The organism is Paenibacillus chibensis (assembly GCF_004001045.1).
Lineage (GTDB): Bacteria > Bacillota > Bacilli > Paenibacillales > Paenibacillaceae > Paenibacillus_AQ > Paenibacillus_AQ chibensis.
In genome coordinates this window covers 32,068-46,226 of sequence record NZ_BIMK01000017.1, presented here as the reverse complement: position 1 = coordinate 46,226, position 14,159 = coordinate 32,068, and the positions used below count along the sequence as shown (strand labels likewise).

Below are 14,159 nucleotides of genomic sequence, written 5' to 3'. Positions count from 1 at the left end.
AAAGGGTGGACAAATATGAGTAAACAAGTTATTTCTACTACATCTGCACCGGGAGCCATCGGGCCTTACAGCCAAGCGGTTCAAATCGGAGACTTCGTCTTCACATCCGGACAGCTCGGCCTGAATCCGGAAACCGGAGAATTCGGCAGCGGCGTGCAGGAACAGGCGCGCCTTGCGCTCGGCAACGTGAAGGCCATTCTGGAAGCCGCAGGCAGCAGCCTCGACAAGGTCGTGAAGACGACGGTCTTCCTGAAGGACATGAACGATTTCGCCGCCGTGAACGAAATTTACGCTTCGTTCTTCTCCGAGCCGTACCCGGCGCGCAGCGCCGTCGAGGTCGCGCGTCTGCCGAAAGACGGACTCGTGGAGATCGAAACCATCGCGACGCTGAAATAAGCGGCTCGCGAGAACATGCAAACCGAAAACCGCCCCCGGATGGATAACCGGGGGCGGTTTTTTTGTCTCCAACAAAAAGTTTGAGGGGCGAAAAAGTTTCACCCAGCGCGTAGCAGCGGGGCGCCACCAAAGCGTCATAAGGAGCGCCTCCCAGAGCACCATATGAAACTCGTCCGTTGAGCCCCACCGGAGCACCCTCAGACCAGCGATCGACCTTAATCCCGATCCCGGTTCCTTGCAAAGAACAAATAAATCGCATAAATCAGCAAGATTGCCGCCAGAATAAACGCCGCCACGAACACATTCTCCGCCGTATCCCGCTGCTTGATGCCAATCGCGACATAAGCCCATACGAACACCAGCGGATAGATGCTGTCGCGGTGCGGAAAGCTGACCAGAATCGCCAGCAGCGCGCCGACCAGCAGCATGATGACGGCCCAGGTCGCGTCGCTCAGGCCGAAGCCGTTCCAATCATTCTTCTCCAGCGCAACGCTCACATTCACGATCGTGGCGACGCTGATCCAGCCGAGGTACAGGCTGAACGGCAGCTTCACGAACCACATTTCGCCCGCCGTCGGATAATGGATCCGGCGTGTCCGCACGTAGATCATAATCAACGACAGCAGAAGCAACACCATCGCCACCACCGACAGCTCAATATAGAGATACTGCCACAGCAGCAGCCAGACGATGTTAAACAGGCAGCTCAGCGCGAACCACGGGCCGATGCGCAGCACCGACTCCCGGGATTCCGTCGTTCTCCGGAATTGGTAAACGATGAAGCCAAGCAGCAGCAGATAGATGACGGACCAGATCATGAACGCATAGCCTGCGGGTGTGATCAGCGTAGGGTACTTGTCCGAAATGTCCCCGGTCCTCATACCGTTCAGAACGGTTGTATTCGCGAGCGCGTTAACGATGATGACGGCGACGAACCCAAGCAGATTCCACCATTTGTACGGATTGCTTCTCAGCAAAATCATCAGCCTCCAAACGAATCTTTTGAATCTTTCATGAACAGCTTTTCCTAAAAGATATACCCAAAAACCCGCGTGTAGAACAAAGACCCGTCCGATTCAATTATCCGCAATGCAGGTAATAAAAGGGAAAATTGAACTTTTGAGGAGTGAGCAGCTTGAAATCCCAAAAGACCTCTCGGCTGCTGCAGCAGCTGGTTTTCGTCGGGCCAACCGCCCTGTTTTTTCTCGTTATCGTTATATTGCCGTTTTTGCTGGGCGTCTATTATTCGTTTACGAATTGGAACGGCGTTTCCCGGCATGCGGGTTGGGTCGGACTGCGCAACTATATTCATATTTTCAGTGCAGATCCGGCATTTTTGCATTCCTTTTGGTTCACGGTGAAATTTACCGTGCTGGGCGTGGTGCTGACCAATGTTCTCGCCTTCGTGCTGGCCTATCTGCTGACACGGCCGCTGTTTACGCGCAATGCGCTGCGTACCGTATTTTTCGTGCCCCATGTCATCGGCGGGCTGCTGCTCGGCTTCATCTGGCAGTTCATTTTCGTGAAAGGGTTTGCTGCCGTCGGGCAGGCGACCGGCTTATCGTTCTTCGGACTGCCGTGGCTGGGGACGGAATCCACCGCATTTTGGGCTATTGTTATCGTCTTTGTGTGGCAGAATGCCGGGTACCTGATGGTGATTTACATTACCTCACTCAATAACGTACCGAAAAATCTGATCGAGGCGGCCCAGATAGATGGCGCTTCGAGAGGTCAGGTACTGCGCAAGGTGACGGTGCCGCTCGTCATGCCTGCGGTGACGGTCTGCCTGTTTCTCGCGATATCCTGGTCGTTCAAGCTGTTCGACCTCAATCTGTCGCTGACGAAAGGCGGCCCGTTCAAGGCGACGGAATCGGTGGCCCTGAACATTTACAATGAAGCCTTCAACATCAGCCGCTTCGGCATGGGCTCGGCCAAGGCGATTATCTTTTTCATCATCGTGGCCATCATCTCGATCATTCAGGTCCGGGTCACGAAGAGCAAGGAGGTGGAGATTTGATGGAGACGACACGCCGCCGCGGCAGATGGTTGGCCGCAGAGCTCGTCATGATCTTGTTTGCGCTGGTGTTTTTGGTGCCGTTTTATTTTCTGCTCGTCAATTCGGTGAAAGCCTTTGGCGATATATTGACGAACGCGGCCGGCTGGCCGCAAAGCTTCATGTGGGGGAACTATGCCGAGGCCTGGAGGCTGACGCAGTTTCCGAAAGTGTTCTGGAATTCGCTCGTGGTCGCGGTCGTCAGCAATGTGCTGCTGGCCTTGATCAGCTCCATGGCCGCGTACCGGATGGTACGCTCGAATACGCTTTTCAACCGCCTATTGTTCGGGGCATTCGTGGCCGCGATGGTCATTCCGTTCCAATCGATCATGATACCGCTCGTGAAGGTGGTCAGCACGCTCGGGCTGATGGATTCCCGGACGGGCCTCATCCTCTGTTATCTCGGGTTCGGGGCGCCGCTTTCGGTATTCCTCTTCCATGGCTTCGTGAAGACGGTTCCGAAAGAGATCGAGGAAGCAGGCAGAGTGGACGGCTGCTCGACCTACGGCATTTTCTTCAAAATCGTGCTGCCCCTCATGCAGCCGATGATCGTGACGGTGATCATTCTGAATGCGCTGTGGATCTGGAACGATTACCTGATGCCGTACCTGATTCTGCAAAATCCGGATCTGAAGACGATTCCGATCGCCACGTACGCCTTTTTCGGGCAGTTCACAAAGCAGTGGGATTTGGCGCTGCCGGCACTGGTGCTGGGCATTACGCCGATCGTCATCTTCTTTTTGGCGATGCAAAAGTACATTATCGAGGGCATCTCCCAAGGCTCGGTCAAAGGATAAAGCCGAAGCGGGGATGCACACGGTCGAACGATAGATGCCCCATATGGAAAGCGATGCAAAAAGCAAGGGAGGAAGCGCGGCATGGAAAAAGAAAAACGTCGTATAGGCTCCGCTTGGGTCCGCTTGACTGCCGTTGTGGCGCTGGTTGCCCTTTTGGCGGGCTGCGGCGGCGGAAACGGCAGCGGGACGAAAACCATTCATATTTTCCAGTTCAAGGTGGAGATTGCGGATGCGCTCAATGAACTGAAAACAGAATATGAAAAGACTCATCCGGGCGTGAAGCTCGATATCCAGACCGTCGGCGGAGGCAGTGACTACGGGGCTTCGCTCCGCGCGAAATTCGCGGCTTCCGAGGAGCCGGACATATTCAACATCGGCGGGTACAACGAGCTCGACATGTGGCTGGAATACCTGGAGGACCTCTCCGGAGAGCCTTGGGTGAAGGACGTGAAGGACATTGCCAAGGAGCCGATGCAAAGGGACGGCAAGCTGTATGGACAGCCGATGAACCTTGAGGGCTACGGCTTTATCTATAACAAGGATTTGTTCAAAAAGGCGGGAATCACGGAGCGCCCGGTCACGCTGAGCGCCCTAGCCGCAGCGGCGGACAAGCTTCAGGCTGCTGGCATTACGCCGTTTGCAAACGGTTATCAGGAGAATTTCGTGCTCGGCAACCATAACATCAATCTGGCATTCGCGGATCAGCAGGACCCTGGAGCGTTCATTCAGGGGCTGAATGAGCATACAGAGACGTTTGCGGATAACAAGATTGTCTCCGATTGGTCGAACCTGCTCGACCTGACGCTGAAATACGGCAATCCGAACCCGCTGACGACTGATTACAACACACAGGTAACCTTGTTTGCGAGCGGCAAAGCCGCCATGATGCAGCAGGGGAATTGGACGCAGGTGCAGATCGACGGCATCAATCCGAAGCTGAACCTTGGCATCCTACCGATGCCGATCAATGACGATCCTGCCCTGGGGGACAAGCTGTATGTCGGGGTGCCGAACAATTGGGTGGTCAACAAGAACTCGAAGGTGAAAAAAGAGGCCAAGGAGTTTTTGAACTGGCTGGTGACCTCGGATACGGGGAAAGCCTATATCACCGGAAAATTTAAGTTCATTCCTGCTTTTAAAAGCATCAAAGGAACTGACAAGGAACTCGGGCAGCTCGGCATGGAGGTACAGAAGTACACGGATGCCGGCAAAACGCTGACTTGGAACTGGTTCCGCTTCCCGAATGGCATGTCGCCCGAATTCGCCGCGGCGATCCAGGCTTATATCGGCGGCAAGGTCGACAAAGCGGGCATGTACGAACAGTTCCAGCAGAACTGGGATAACTTAAGCGTCCGGTAGAAATAAAAAGTTAGAGGCCCGAAGGCCTCTAACTTTTTTAAGAGATCAGAAAGTATAAGTTTCGGAGCCTCCGCTTCCTGATCTCGCAAGAAAAACTATAGCTAAACGCGGTCTGTCTTCTTTGAATGTACGTCGATAGACGTTTTTCTTATGCTATCTCACTTTCCTCAAGGGCCTAGCGGGAAGACTGCTCCTTCCGGTATTCGTTCGGGGTGCGGCCTTCCTGCTTTTTGAATACCTTGCTGAAATATTTCTCGTCCTGGTAGCCGACCATCTCCGCCACCTGGGAAATGCGAAGCTGCGGATTGAGCAGCAGCAGCTTGGCTTTCTCGATTCGCACGCTGGCGAGGAAATCGGAGATGTTCACGCCGAATTCCTGCTTGAAGCGGCGGGATATGTACTCGCGGCTCAGAAAGAAGCGCGCGGCCATATCCTGGAGCGAAATATCCTCGGCGTAATGGTTCTCCAGATAACGTGCGATATCGTGAATGATATGGTTCTCTCGGGAGTGCTGCTGCGTCAAAATGCGGCTTGCCGCCGTCAATCTGCCCTCATACTGGGCCTTCCACAGCGGATAGGAGAGCCGCCCCTGCGCATCCATCGGCAGCGACCGCGGGAGTTCGAGCAGCGCATCCTTGTCCGGTCCCGGGCTTGCAGGATCGGCCTTCCTGTCCATCCACTGCTTCAGCATCCAGTCCCATTCAGCGTTCCACTGTGTAAGCTCCGCCGGCGTCACCCGGCCCAGCATGCGGACCTGATCCATCCAGCCATCAACCGCCGAGCTGATTTGATCCATGCTTCCGCTGAGCGCAGCCATACGGAAGCTTTCCTCATGCGAGTCGAGACGAAGCGGCTTTTGCGGCTGGGGGGTGCCGGTATGAAGCCAGCCCGAAGGCTCGCCCGCATTCCGCTGCCATAGGGCTTGATGCGCTTCCTGATATGTTGCGGCGGCACCCGCCGGGAAAGGCTGGCGTGTCCCGGCGCCAATATGAATCTGGCGGTGAAGCGTCAAATCGATGCCGTTTCGGATCTCTTCCAGCGTAGCCTGCAGCGGCATCGTCTCATCCCAGATCAGCAGCACGATTTCTTCGATGTTGCGGAGGTTGTGGAAGGCGATGCCCTTTTGCCCGGACAGCAGCACTTCGTTGCAGATGTTGGTGAGCGTGAAGTACAGCAGTTGTTGTAAGGACTGGAATTTATCCAGCAGCTCCTGATCCAGCTGGGCGGTGCTGATGACGGCGGCGCTGCAGCCCGTGATGGATTCCGGCAGACCGAACTCTTCGCGCAGCTGGCGCGCGAGTTCCTCCTTGCTGCCATGGCCGCTGATCAGATCGGTCAGCAGCTTGTCGGCATAATGCGGCTTCATCCGGTTCAGCTCCATGTTTTTCCGCGTGCTGAGCGAGTTCTGGAGCTCCTCCAGGCGAATGGCCTCCACGGCTTTGGCCAGCGCCTCGTTCAGCGCATCGGGATCGACGGGCTTCAGGATGTAGTCCAGTCCGCCGTTGCGGATGGCATGCCGCACGAGCTCGAAATCGTCGTATCCGCTGATCACGATCGTTTTCATCTCGGGGCGGTTGGCTTTGATCCACTCCAGCAGCTTGGTCCCGTCCATGCGCGGCATGCGCATATCCGTCATGACGATTAGAGGAGACTCCTCTGTGATTATCTCCACGGCGGCTTGTCCGTCACCGGCCTCCAAGATTTCGTTGATACCGTGCCCTTCCCAATCCGCCAGCAATTTGATGGCTTCTCTGACATGCTTTTCGTCGTCCGCAATAAGTACCTTTGTCATTCGTTATTCTCCTCTGTTTGCTTCGCTTCGGTGTGAATTTCCACGGTAATTCGAACGCCTTGCGGTTTTATGTTATCGACATGGAGCGCGGATTCATGCTCCGTGTACAGCTGGAGGCGCATGAGCACGTTATGCAGTCCGATGCCGTCCTCATCCGTCCATTCGGCCTGGGCACCGCGGTTTTGCTGGCGTTCCAGCTGCCGCTGCAGCGCCTTCAGCGCCTCCGGCGAAATGGATTCCCCGTTATTTTCAATGATAATTTCCAGAATGCCCTGCGGCTTCATCCGGCTTGTAATATCCAGTCTGCCTTGCTGTCCCTGCGTGTCCAGGCCGTGCTTGAAATAGTTTTCCACGAGCGGCTGCAGGATCATTTTCGGCATCGGCACGCGCAGCGTCTCCGGCGCAAGCCGGATTGAGAATTCCAGCTGCTCGCCGAACCGCTCCTTTTGAAGGTCAAGATAAAGCCTTACATGCTCGGCCTCTTCCCTGAGCGTCACCAGCGCGTCGTTATTGTTCATGCTGTAGCGCATGATTTTGGCGAGCGAGGAGAGCAGGGCGTAAATGCGCGGAACGTTGTTTTGCAGCGCCAGTGTCCCGATCGACTGCAGCGTATTGTACAGAAAATGCGGGTTGATCTGGGCCTGCAGCGCCTTCAGCTGATTGGTCTTGTTGGCCAGCTCCAGGCGGTATTCCCGCAAAATCAGATTGTTGATCGTATCCATCATCTGCCGGAAGCGCGCGAACATAATGCCGGTTTCATCGCGGCTGTTCCAGTCGATGTCGACGTTGAGCTGACCGGACTGAATCCGGTTCATATAGCTGGTCAAACGCTTGATCGGCTCGGTAATGCGCACGGAGATGAACAGCGTGCCGAACACGATCACGAGCAGGGCGATCACGGCGATGGCCGTATTGATCTGGGTCAGCTGCGTTGCGCGCTCATACAGGGTAGCGTTCGGAATCCGCTTGATGATCGTCCATTCCGCATACGGCGTTTGCATTTTCTCGAATACATGCATGGCTCCGCCGTTTTCAAACGAACCGCTGCTCTGGTTTTGACGAATATGCTGAAGAACGACCTTGTCCTGGAGCTGCTGTCCAATTTGGCCTTCCCTGCCGGAATAGATAATATTCCCGTTCTGGTCGACCACGAGCAGCTGCTCCGTATTCTTATTAAACAACTGCTCGCATATGGCGGCAACCGCGTCCAGCCTGACGTCGATGGCGAGTACGCCGAGCACCTTCTCCGACGGGATGTTGGTGATCGTCCGGTGGAACGTGAACACTTCCCGCTTGGTATAAGAGGTTGGCGACGGGGGGAAACCATAATCATGGCTTTTATGCGACGGCTCTACAGATGTTGTGTATTTCTCGTAAGGCCGGGTGCTCACATAAGGCTCGGCCCGGAACTCTCTTTTCGGAAAAGTAGCCGGCGTGACCAGCGTGGATTGATTGGACTGGCTCCCATGCAGGTAGATGCGCTCAATCCCGTTGATCGTGTTCTGAATATTTTGCAGCAGGGTATACACTTCGGCGACGGCCCGGTAATCATCGGGAATCTTGCGCAGATTCCGCAGAAAATTGGTGTCGGTGTACACCACAAGCGAAGCTTTATTAATGTTATCCAGATAGTTGTTTAAGTTCGTCTTGCCTTGAAAGATCAGATGCTGGTTTTCTTCCAAGGCCTGCTCCTTGATCGTCTCCTTGGTATGGATATACGTAATGCTGATCGAGAGCAGGAGCGGAATGGTCGTGGCCAGCAGCATGAACTGGATCATCCGCGAGCGAATGCTTTGGAATTTGAGCGGCTTATCGCCTTCTTTTATGTAATTGCCCTTTTTCATATCAATATTTTCCCCCTAACGGTTCACGATCCTCCGTGTTTTTCGACTTGCGTTTCCCGCATACTGAAGCTACAAACAGTATCGAACACTTCGAAAAGGGGAGATCGGGATGAAAAGCAAAAAGTCGTCCGGGCTGCTCCAGCAGCTGGTATTCGTGGGTCCGTCCACCATCTTTTTTGCCGTCATCATTGTGATTCCGTTCCTGATGGGCCTGTACTATTCCTTCACAAACTGGAATGGGGTATCCGGTCAAGTAACCTGGGTCGGCATCGACAATTTCAAACAAATATTAACCAAAGATCCCGATTTTGGGAAGGCTTTCTGGTTTACGGTCAGATTTACGGTCGTTGGCATTATTGTAACCAATCTGCTTGGATTCTTCCTTGCGTATTTCCTGACCAAGCCGCTCAAAACGCGGAATGTGCTGCGCACCATCTTTTTCATGCCGAACGTCATCGGCGGCCTGCTGCTCGGCTTTATCTGGCAGTTCATTTTCATCAAAGGATTCTCGGCGCTGGGCGACGCAACCGGCTGGCATTTCTTCAATCTGCCGTGGCTGGGTGATGCGACCACCGGATTCTGGGGCATCATCATCGTCTTCGTCTGGCAGACTGCCGGCTATCTGATGGTCATCTATATTTCTTCGATCAACAATATTCCGAAGGATATTATCGAGGCTGCCGAAATCGACGGCGCAAGCAAAATGCAAATTCTGAAATCGGTTATCGTACCGCTCGTTATGCCGGCCGTAACGGTCTGCCTGTTCCTGGCCATTTCCTGGTCCTTCAAAATGTTCGACCTGAACCTGTCCCTCACCAAGGGCGGACCGTTCCGTTCGACGGAATCGGTGGCGCTGAACATCTACAACGAAGCGTTCCAGAACAACCGGTACGGGCTGGGCACCGCCAAAGCGATCGTCTTCTTCGTGGTCGTTGCGGTTATTACCAGTCTGCAAGTTAAATTAACGAAAAGCAAGGAGGTTGAATCCTGATGGAAGTTTCGAAAAAGTACCGTCTCGGCACGCTGGCCACCGAAATCATCATGGTGCTGCTGGCGCTCGTCTTCCTGATTCCGTTCTACTTCCTGTTCGTGAACTCGGTCAAAACCTTCGCTGATCTGCTGACCAATTCCGCCAGCTGGCCGAAGAGCTTTGAATGGCATAACTACGCCAAAGCCTGGGATATCACGAACTTTCCGAAAGCTTTTGGTAACTCGCTGATCGTCACGGTGGTTTCGAACCTGCTGCTGGCCTTGTTCAGCGCGATGGCGGCGTACCGCATGGTCCGCCACAACAGCCGCTTTAACAATTTCCTGTTTGCGATTTTCGTGGCTGCGATGGTCATTCCGTTCCAGTCGATCATGATTCCGCTCGTGAAAGTCATGAGCACGCTGAATCTCATGAACAGCATTCCGGGTCTCATCGTCGCTTACCTGGGCTTCGGCGTTCCGCTCAGCGTCTTCTTGTTCCATGGCTTCGTGAAAAGCATCCCGCTTGAGATCGAAGAAGCGGCGCGCGTAGACGGGACAAGCACCTACGCTACGTTTTTCCGGATCGTGCTGCCGCTGATGAAGCCGATGTTTGTCACCGTCATTATTCTGAACACGCTGTGGATCTGGAACGACTACCTGCTTCCGTCCCTGGTGCTGCAGAGCGCCGACCTGCGGACGATTCCGATCGCGACCTTCGCGTTCTTCGGACAGTTTACGAAGCAGTGGGATCTGGCGCTGCCGGCTCTGGTGCTGGGCATTCTGCCGGTCATCGTCTTTTTCCTGGCCATGCAGAAATACATCGTGGAAGGCATTACGCAGGGCGCTGTAAAAGGCTGATTTTGGCGGAAGCAGGGGAGGCGAAAGACAGGTCAATCCCGTCCCCCTGTTTCGTCAATATCGTAAGTGCTCACCGCACGGGCCCGTCCCTATAATAAAAGAGTAAGCGATTACAGGCTTGGTTTTCCAAATTGAATGACATTAATATGTAATGATGTGAAGGACAAGAAAAGGGAGGATTCATTCATGAAAAAACGTTCGAAAATCACGCTGGCTTCTATGCTCGCACTTTCCGTCGTCCTTGCAGGCTGCGGCTCCAAAACAGATAAAAGCACCGATAGCGCAAGCGGCGACAGCGGCAAAGGCGGCACCAAAACGATTCATATTTTCCAGTTCAAAGTGGAAATCGCGGAAGCTCTTAATAAACTGAAAGCCGATTACGAAGCAAGCCATCCCGGCGTCAAGCTTGACATTCAAACCGTTGGCGGCGGCTCCGACTACGGCGCGGCTTTGAAGGCGAAATTCGCTTCGGGCGAAGAGCCGGACATTTTCAATGTCGGCGGATACACGGACCTGAACACCTGGGCGGACAAGCTCGAAGACCTTTCCAATGAAAAATGGGTCAGCGATATGGTGGACGTATCCAAGGATCAAATTACGAAGGACGGCAAAATCTATGGTATGCCGATGAACCTGGAAGGCTACGGCTTCGTCTATAATAAGGACCTGTTCAAAAAGGCCGGTATCACGGAAACTCCTAAAACGCTGACCGAGCTTGACGCGGCTGCCAAAAAGCTGCAGGATGCAGGCATTACGCCATTCGTCAACGGATATCAGGAAGGATGGATTCTGGGACAGCACACGCTGAACGTCGCGTTCGCCCATCAGAAGGATCCAGGAGCCTATATCGACGGTTTGAACAAAGGAACCGCTAAATTTGCCGGAACTCCGGAAATGGACGGCCTCATGAAGCTGTTTGACCTGACGCTGAAATACGGCCAGAAAAATCCGCTGACGACCGATTACAACACCGAAATGACGATGTTCGCGAACGGTCAGGCAGCGATGACGCAGCAGGGCAACTGGACTCAAGTACAAATCGACGGCATTACGCCGAACATGAACATTGGTATCCTGCCAATGCCGATCAGCGACAATGCTGAAGAAAACGACAAGCTGCTCGTTGGTGTGCCGAACAACTGGGTCGTGAACAAGAACTCCAAAGTGAAGGATGACGCGAAGGAATTCCTGAACTGGCTCGTCACTTCCGACCAAGGCAAAAACTACATCACCAAAGAATTCAAGTTCATCCCTGCCTTCAAGAGCATCAATGCTACAGAAGAGGATCTGGGTGCGCTCGGCGCCGAAGTGCTGAAATACAGCAAAGAGAACAAGCTTCTGAGCTGGCAGTTCGCCAGATTCCCTGAAGGCGCTTGGAATGAATTCGGCTCCAGCATGCAAAGCTACATTGCAGGCAAATCCGATAAAGACCAGCTCCTTGCAGATTTCCAAAAAACATGGGATAACCTGAAGAAATAATTGATAAATTGTGAAGCCATAGCTTAAAAAAGAGGCTCCCTTTGGATATACCCAAAGGAGCCTCTTTCCATCATGAAGGGGGATCAGACAATATGGAAGGAAGCGAAGCCATCCGTCCCGATAAGCTCGGAGCGGCAGCGGCGCCGGAGGCCTGGAAAGGAATCGGCGCAATGACCGGAGTCGAGCGGCAGGGGGATGTTGTAATATGTAAGGCGGAGCGGGGAGGGGCAGCCGTCCTGTTCCCGGCTCCGGGTATTTTCCGGATCAAATTCTTTTTTGGAGGCGAAGCGGATTTGTCTTCGACCATCGCCATCGATCCAGCGTACCGGCAAAAGACGGAGAGTGAAATCCAGGTCGAAGAAACCGAAAGGAGCCTCACGCTGCGCACCTCCGTCATGGAGGTGGAGCTGGAGAAGGGCAGCTTCATGCTGACGGCGCGCGATCTTGAAGGCCGCGTTATTACGAGGCAAACGAGCATTGCCTTTGATCCTCGCGGCGGTGCCCGCGCGGTTTACGATATGTCGCCGGAATCCCATTTCTACGGGCTTGGGGAAAAATCCAGCTTCCTCGATAAGCGCGGCGAGCGTTATACGAACTGGAACACGGACGTGTACGCGCCGCATATGCCGGAAATCGAAGCGCTGTATCAATCCATTCCGTTCCTGATTCATATGAACGGCGGAGAGAGCTGCGGATTATTTCTGGATAATCCCGGGCTTACCGAGGTCGATATGCGGTCGCATGGCGTGGCCTATACGATGAGCTGCGCCACGGGAGCGTATGATCTGTACGTCATCGCCGGTCCCAAGCTGAAGGATGTGGTCATGCGATATACGGCGCTGACCGGCCGTATTCAGCTCCCGCCAAGATGGGCGCTTGGATATCATCAATCCCGTTACAGCTATATGGACCAGCGGGAGGTGCTGGAGCTTGCCCGCACCTTCCGCGAGAAGCAAATTCCGTGCGACGTCATCTATCTGGACATTCACTATATGGATGAATACCGGGTGTTCACGTTTGACCCGGTGCGTTTTCCCGATCCGGAAGGGATGATGAAGGAGCTTAGGAAGCTCGGGATCCGCATCGTGCCGATCGTCGATCCCGGCGTCAAGAAGGATCCGAAATACCGTATTTATAGAGAAGGCGTACAGCAGAAGCATTTCTGCACGAAGCTTGAAGGTGAAATATACTTGGGTGAGGTGTGGCCGGGAACAAGCGCATTTCCGGACTTCACGGATGATCGGACCGCCGCATGGTGGGGAGACCAGCATGATTTTTATACAAGCTATGGCATCGAAGGCATCTGGAATGACATGAATGAGCCGGCCATATTTAATGAAAGCAAAACGATGGACCTGGACGTCATTCACCGCAACAACGGCGATATGAAAACGCACGAGGAGCTTCACAATCTGTATGGCATGCTGATGTCCAAGGCAACGGCGGAGGGACTGGAGCGACATATGGACAATCGCCGCCCGTTCGTGCTGACGCGCGCCGGGTACGCGGGAATCCAGCGTTATGCCGCTGTCTGGACGGGAGACAACCGCAGCTTCTGGGAGCATATGGCGCTGGCCATGCCGATGGTGCTGAACATGGGCCTCTCGGGCCTTCCGTTCTCCGGACCGGATATCGGCGGCTTTGCCCACCATACCTCCGGCGAGCTGTTGGTGCGCTGGACGCAGATGGGCGTCTTCTTTCCTTACTGCCGCAACCACTCCTCCATCGATACGATCCGCCAGGAGCCATGGTCGTTCGGCCCGGCGACGGAAAGGATTATACGGGATTACATCGGCCTGCGTTACCGCTGGATGCCGCATTTGTACAATCTGTTCCAGGAGGCGTCCGCCACGGGACTGCCGGTCATCCGTCCGCTCGTGCTCGAGTATCCGGACGATCCGAAGGTGACGAACCTGTGCGATCAGTTCATGCTGGGCGATTCGGTGCTCGTAGCTCCGGTGTACCGCCCCGACACGGATCATCGTGCCGTCTATTTGCCGGAAGGCAAGTGGATCGATTATTGGACGGGCGAAGAGCTTGAAGGAGGTCGTCATATTTTGGCGGAAAGTCCGCTTGAAATTATGCCGATGTATATGAAAGCCGGAGCCATTTTGCCGGAAGGACCGCTAAAGCAGCATGCGGACGATCAGGCGGATGATGCGCTAACCTTCCATGTATACGGTGCCGAGGCTCGGGAAGGGTTTGCGGCCAGCTACAGTCTGTACGAGGACGATGGCGTCAGCTTCGATTATCGGCGGCAGCAGTTTTCACGCATGAATGTCAGCCTGACAGGCAAAGAGGGAGTGCTGGAGTTGTCCTATGCCTATGCGCATCGGACGTATCAGGCCGATCGGAACAGGCTTGTGTTCAAGCTTCACCGTCCGGGCTTTGCCGCCTGCTCGGTGGAAGGGCTGGCATCCGTCACGGAAGAACAGCTGCGGCAGGGAGCGGAGGGCTGGCTGCTGGATGAGGCAAGCGGAGAGCTGACCATTCAAGCAGAAGGCGCTTCGCCAAGCGGAACCTGGATCATTTCCGCCGTAAACTGACCGGTTTGCCATAGATACAAATCATAAGCACCTTCGAGACGGGAATCGCGGGCATTGGCTCGCGGC

11 protein-coding genes are annotated in these 14,159 nt (G+C 54.4%); 8 read left to right on the top strand and 3 right to left on the bottom strand.

The window, feature by feature from the left end:
• Window positions 1–15 precede the first annotated feature (15 nt).
• Window positions 16–396 carry a RidA family protein gene (locus tag PCH05_RS14580; RefSeq protein ID WP_127603134.1) on the top strand — a complete coding sequence of 127 codons (381 nt, stop codon included), beginning with the start codon at window positions 16–18 and terminating at the stop codon, window positions 394–396.
• A 215-nt stretch (window positions 397–611) separates the two neighbouring features.
• On the opposite strand, the gene PCH05_RS14575 is transcribed toward PCH05_RS14580, so the two are convergent.
• On the bottom strand, window positions 612–1,373 hold the full coding sequence (locus PCH05_RS14575) for a TspO/MBR family protein (protein WP_127603133.1): 762 nt from the start codon (window positions 1,371–1,373) through the stop codon (window positions 612–614).
• Between the two features lie 158 nt (window positions 1,374–1,531).
• Between PCH05_RS14575 and PCH05_RS14570 the strand changes: the two genes are divergently transcribed.
• The 3 genes from PCH05_RS14570 (at window position 1,532) to PCH05_RS14560 (ending at window position 4,605) form a co-directional block, all read left to right on the top strand.
• Entirely contained in the window at window positions 1,532–2,413 is an 882-nt protein-coding gene (locus PCH05_RS14570) for a carbohydrate ABC transporter permease (protein ID WP_127603132.1), read from the top strand.
• On the top strand, window positions 2,413–3,246 hold the full coding sequence (locus tag PCH05_RS14565) for a carbohydrate ABC transporter permease (protein WP_127603131.1): 834 nt from the start codon (window positions 2,413–2,415) through the stop codon (window positions 3,244–3,246). Before PCH05_RS14570 ends, PCH05_RS14565 begins: the two co-directional genes overlap by 1 nt.
• Window positions 3,247–3,327: 81 nt before the next feature.
• Window positions 3,328–4,605 (top strand): ABC transporter substrate-binding protein, encoded by a 1,278-nt coding sequence (locus PCH05_RS14560; protein WP_127603130.1) that lies wholly within the window; start codon window positions 3,328–3,330, stop codon window positions 4,603–4,605.
• A gap of 175 nt (window positions 4,606–4,780) precedes the next feature.
• Here the strand turns inward: PCH05_RS14560 and PCH05_RS14555 are convergent, their stop codons facing one another.
• Both PCH05_RS14555 and PCH05_RS14550 read right to left on the bottom strand, forming a co-directional pair.
• Complete coding sequence (locus PCH05_RS14555) at window positions 4,781–6,397, bottom strand: response regulator (RefSeq protein ID WP_127603129.1); 1,617 nt, start codon at window positions 6,395–6,397, stop codon at window positions 4,781–4,783.
• Window positions 6,394–8,241, bottom strand: a complete 1,848-nt coding sequence (locus PCH05_RS14550; RefSeq protein ID WP_127603128.1) for a cache domain-containing sensor histidine kinase — start codon at window positions 8,239–8,241, stop codon at window positions 6,394–6,396. The genes PCH05_RS14555 and PCH05_RS14550 overlap by 4 nt, the downstream gene beginning before the upstream one ends.
• Before the next feature lie 109 nt (window positions 8,242–8,350).
• Between PCH05_RS14550 and PCH05_RS14545 the strand changes: the two genes are divergently transcribed.
• The 4 genes from PCH05_RS14545 (at window position 8,351) to PCH05_RS14530 (ending at window position 14,093) form a co-directional block, all read left to right on the top strand.
• The gene (locus tag PCH05_RS14545) at window positions 8,351–9,232 is read left to right on the top strand and encodes a carbohydrate ABC transporter permease (RefSeq protein WP_127603127.1); all 882 of its coding nucleotides are present in this window, start codon (window positions 8,351–8,353) and stop codon (window positions 9,230–9,232) included.
• Window positions 9,232–10,068, top strand: a complete 837-nt coding sequence (locus PCH05_RS14540) for a carbohydrate ABC transporter permease (protein ID WP_127603126.1) — start codon at window positions 9,232–9,234, stop codon at window positions 10,066–10,068. The genes PCH05_RS14545 and PCH05_RS14540 overlap by 1 nt, the downstream gene beginning before the upstream one ends.
• Window positions 10,069–10,254: 186 nt before the next feature.
• Entirely contained in the window at window positions 10,255–11,547 is a 1,293-nt protein-coding gene (locus PCH05_RS14535; RefSeq protein ID WP_127603125.1) for an ABC transporter substrate-binding protein, read from the top strand.
• A gap of 92 nt (window positions 11,548–11,639) precedes the next feature.
• On the top strand, window positions 11,640–14,093 hold the full coding sequence (locus tag PCH05_RS14530) for a glycoside hydrolase family 31 protein (RefSeq protein ID WP_127603124.1): 2,454 nt from the start codon (window positions 11,640–11,642) through the stop codon (window positions 14,091–14,093).
• The last annotated feature ends 66 nt before the right edge of the window (window positions 14,094–14,159 follow it).

Excerpts from the sequence above, each read along its gene's own strand:
- PCH05_RS14580 (WP_127603134.1), top strand. The coding sequence starts at position 16 with ATGAGTAAACAAGTTATTTCTACTACATCTGCACCGGGAGCCATCGGG.
- PCH05_RS14565 (WP_127603131.1), top strand. The coding sequence starts at position 2,413 with ATGGAGACGACACGCCGCCGCGGCAGATGGTTGGCCGCAGAGCTCGTC.
- PCH05_RS14560 (WP_127603130.1), top strand. The coding sequence starts at position 3,328 with ATGGAAAAAGAAAAACGTCGTATAGGCTCCGCTTGGGTCCGCTTGACT.
- PCH05_RS14555 (WP_127603129.1), bottom strand. The coding sequence starts at position 6,397 with ATGACAAAGGTACTTATTGCGGACGACGAAAAGCATGTCAGAGAAGCC.
- PCH05_RS14550 (WP_127603128.1), bottom strand. The coding sequence starts at position 8,241 with ATGAAAAAGGGCAATTACATAAAAGAAGGCGATAAGCCGCTCAAATTC.
- PCH05_RS14545 (WP_127603127.1), top strand. The coding sequence starts at position 8,351 with ATGAAAAGCAAAAAGTCGTCCGGGCTGCTCCAGCAGCTGGTATTCGTG.
- PCH05_RS14540 (WP_127603126.1), top strand. The coding sequence starts at position 9,232 with ATGGAAGTTTCGAAAAAGTACCGTCTCGGCACGCTGGCCACCGAAATC.
- PCH05_RS14535 (WP_127603125.1), top strand. The coding sequence starts at position 10,255 with ATGAAAAAACGTTCGAAAATCACGCTGGCTTCTATGCTCGCACTTTCC.
- PCH05_RS14530 (WP_127603124.1), top strand. The coding sequence starts at position 11,640 with ATGGAAGGAAGCGAAGCCATCCGTCCCGATAAGCTCGGAGCGGCAGCG.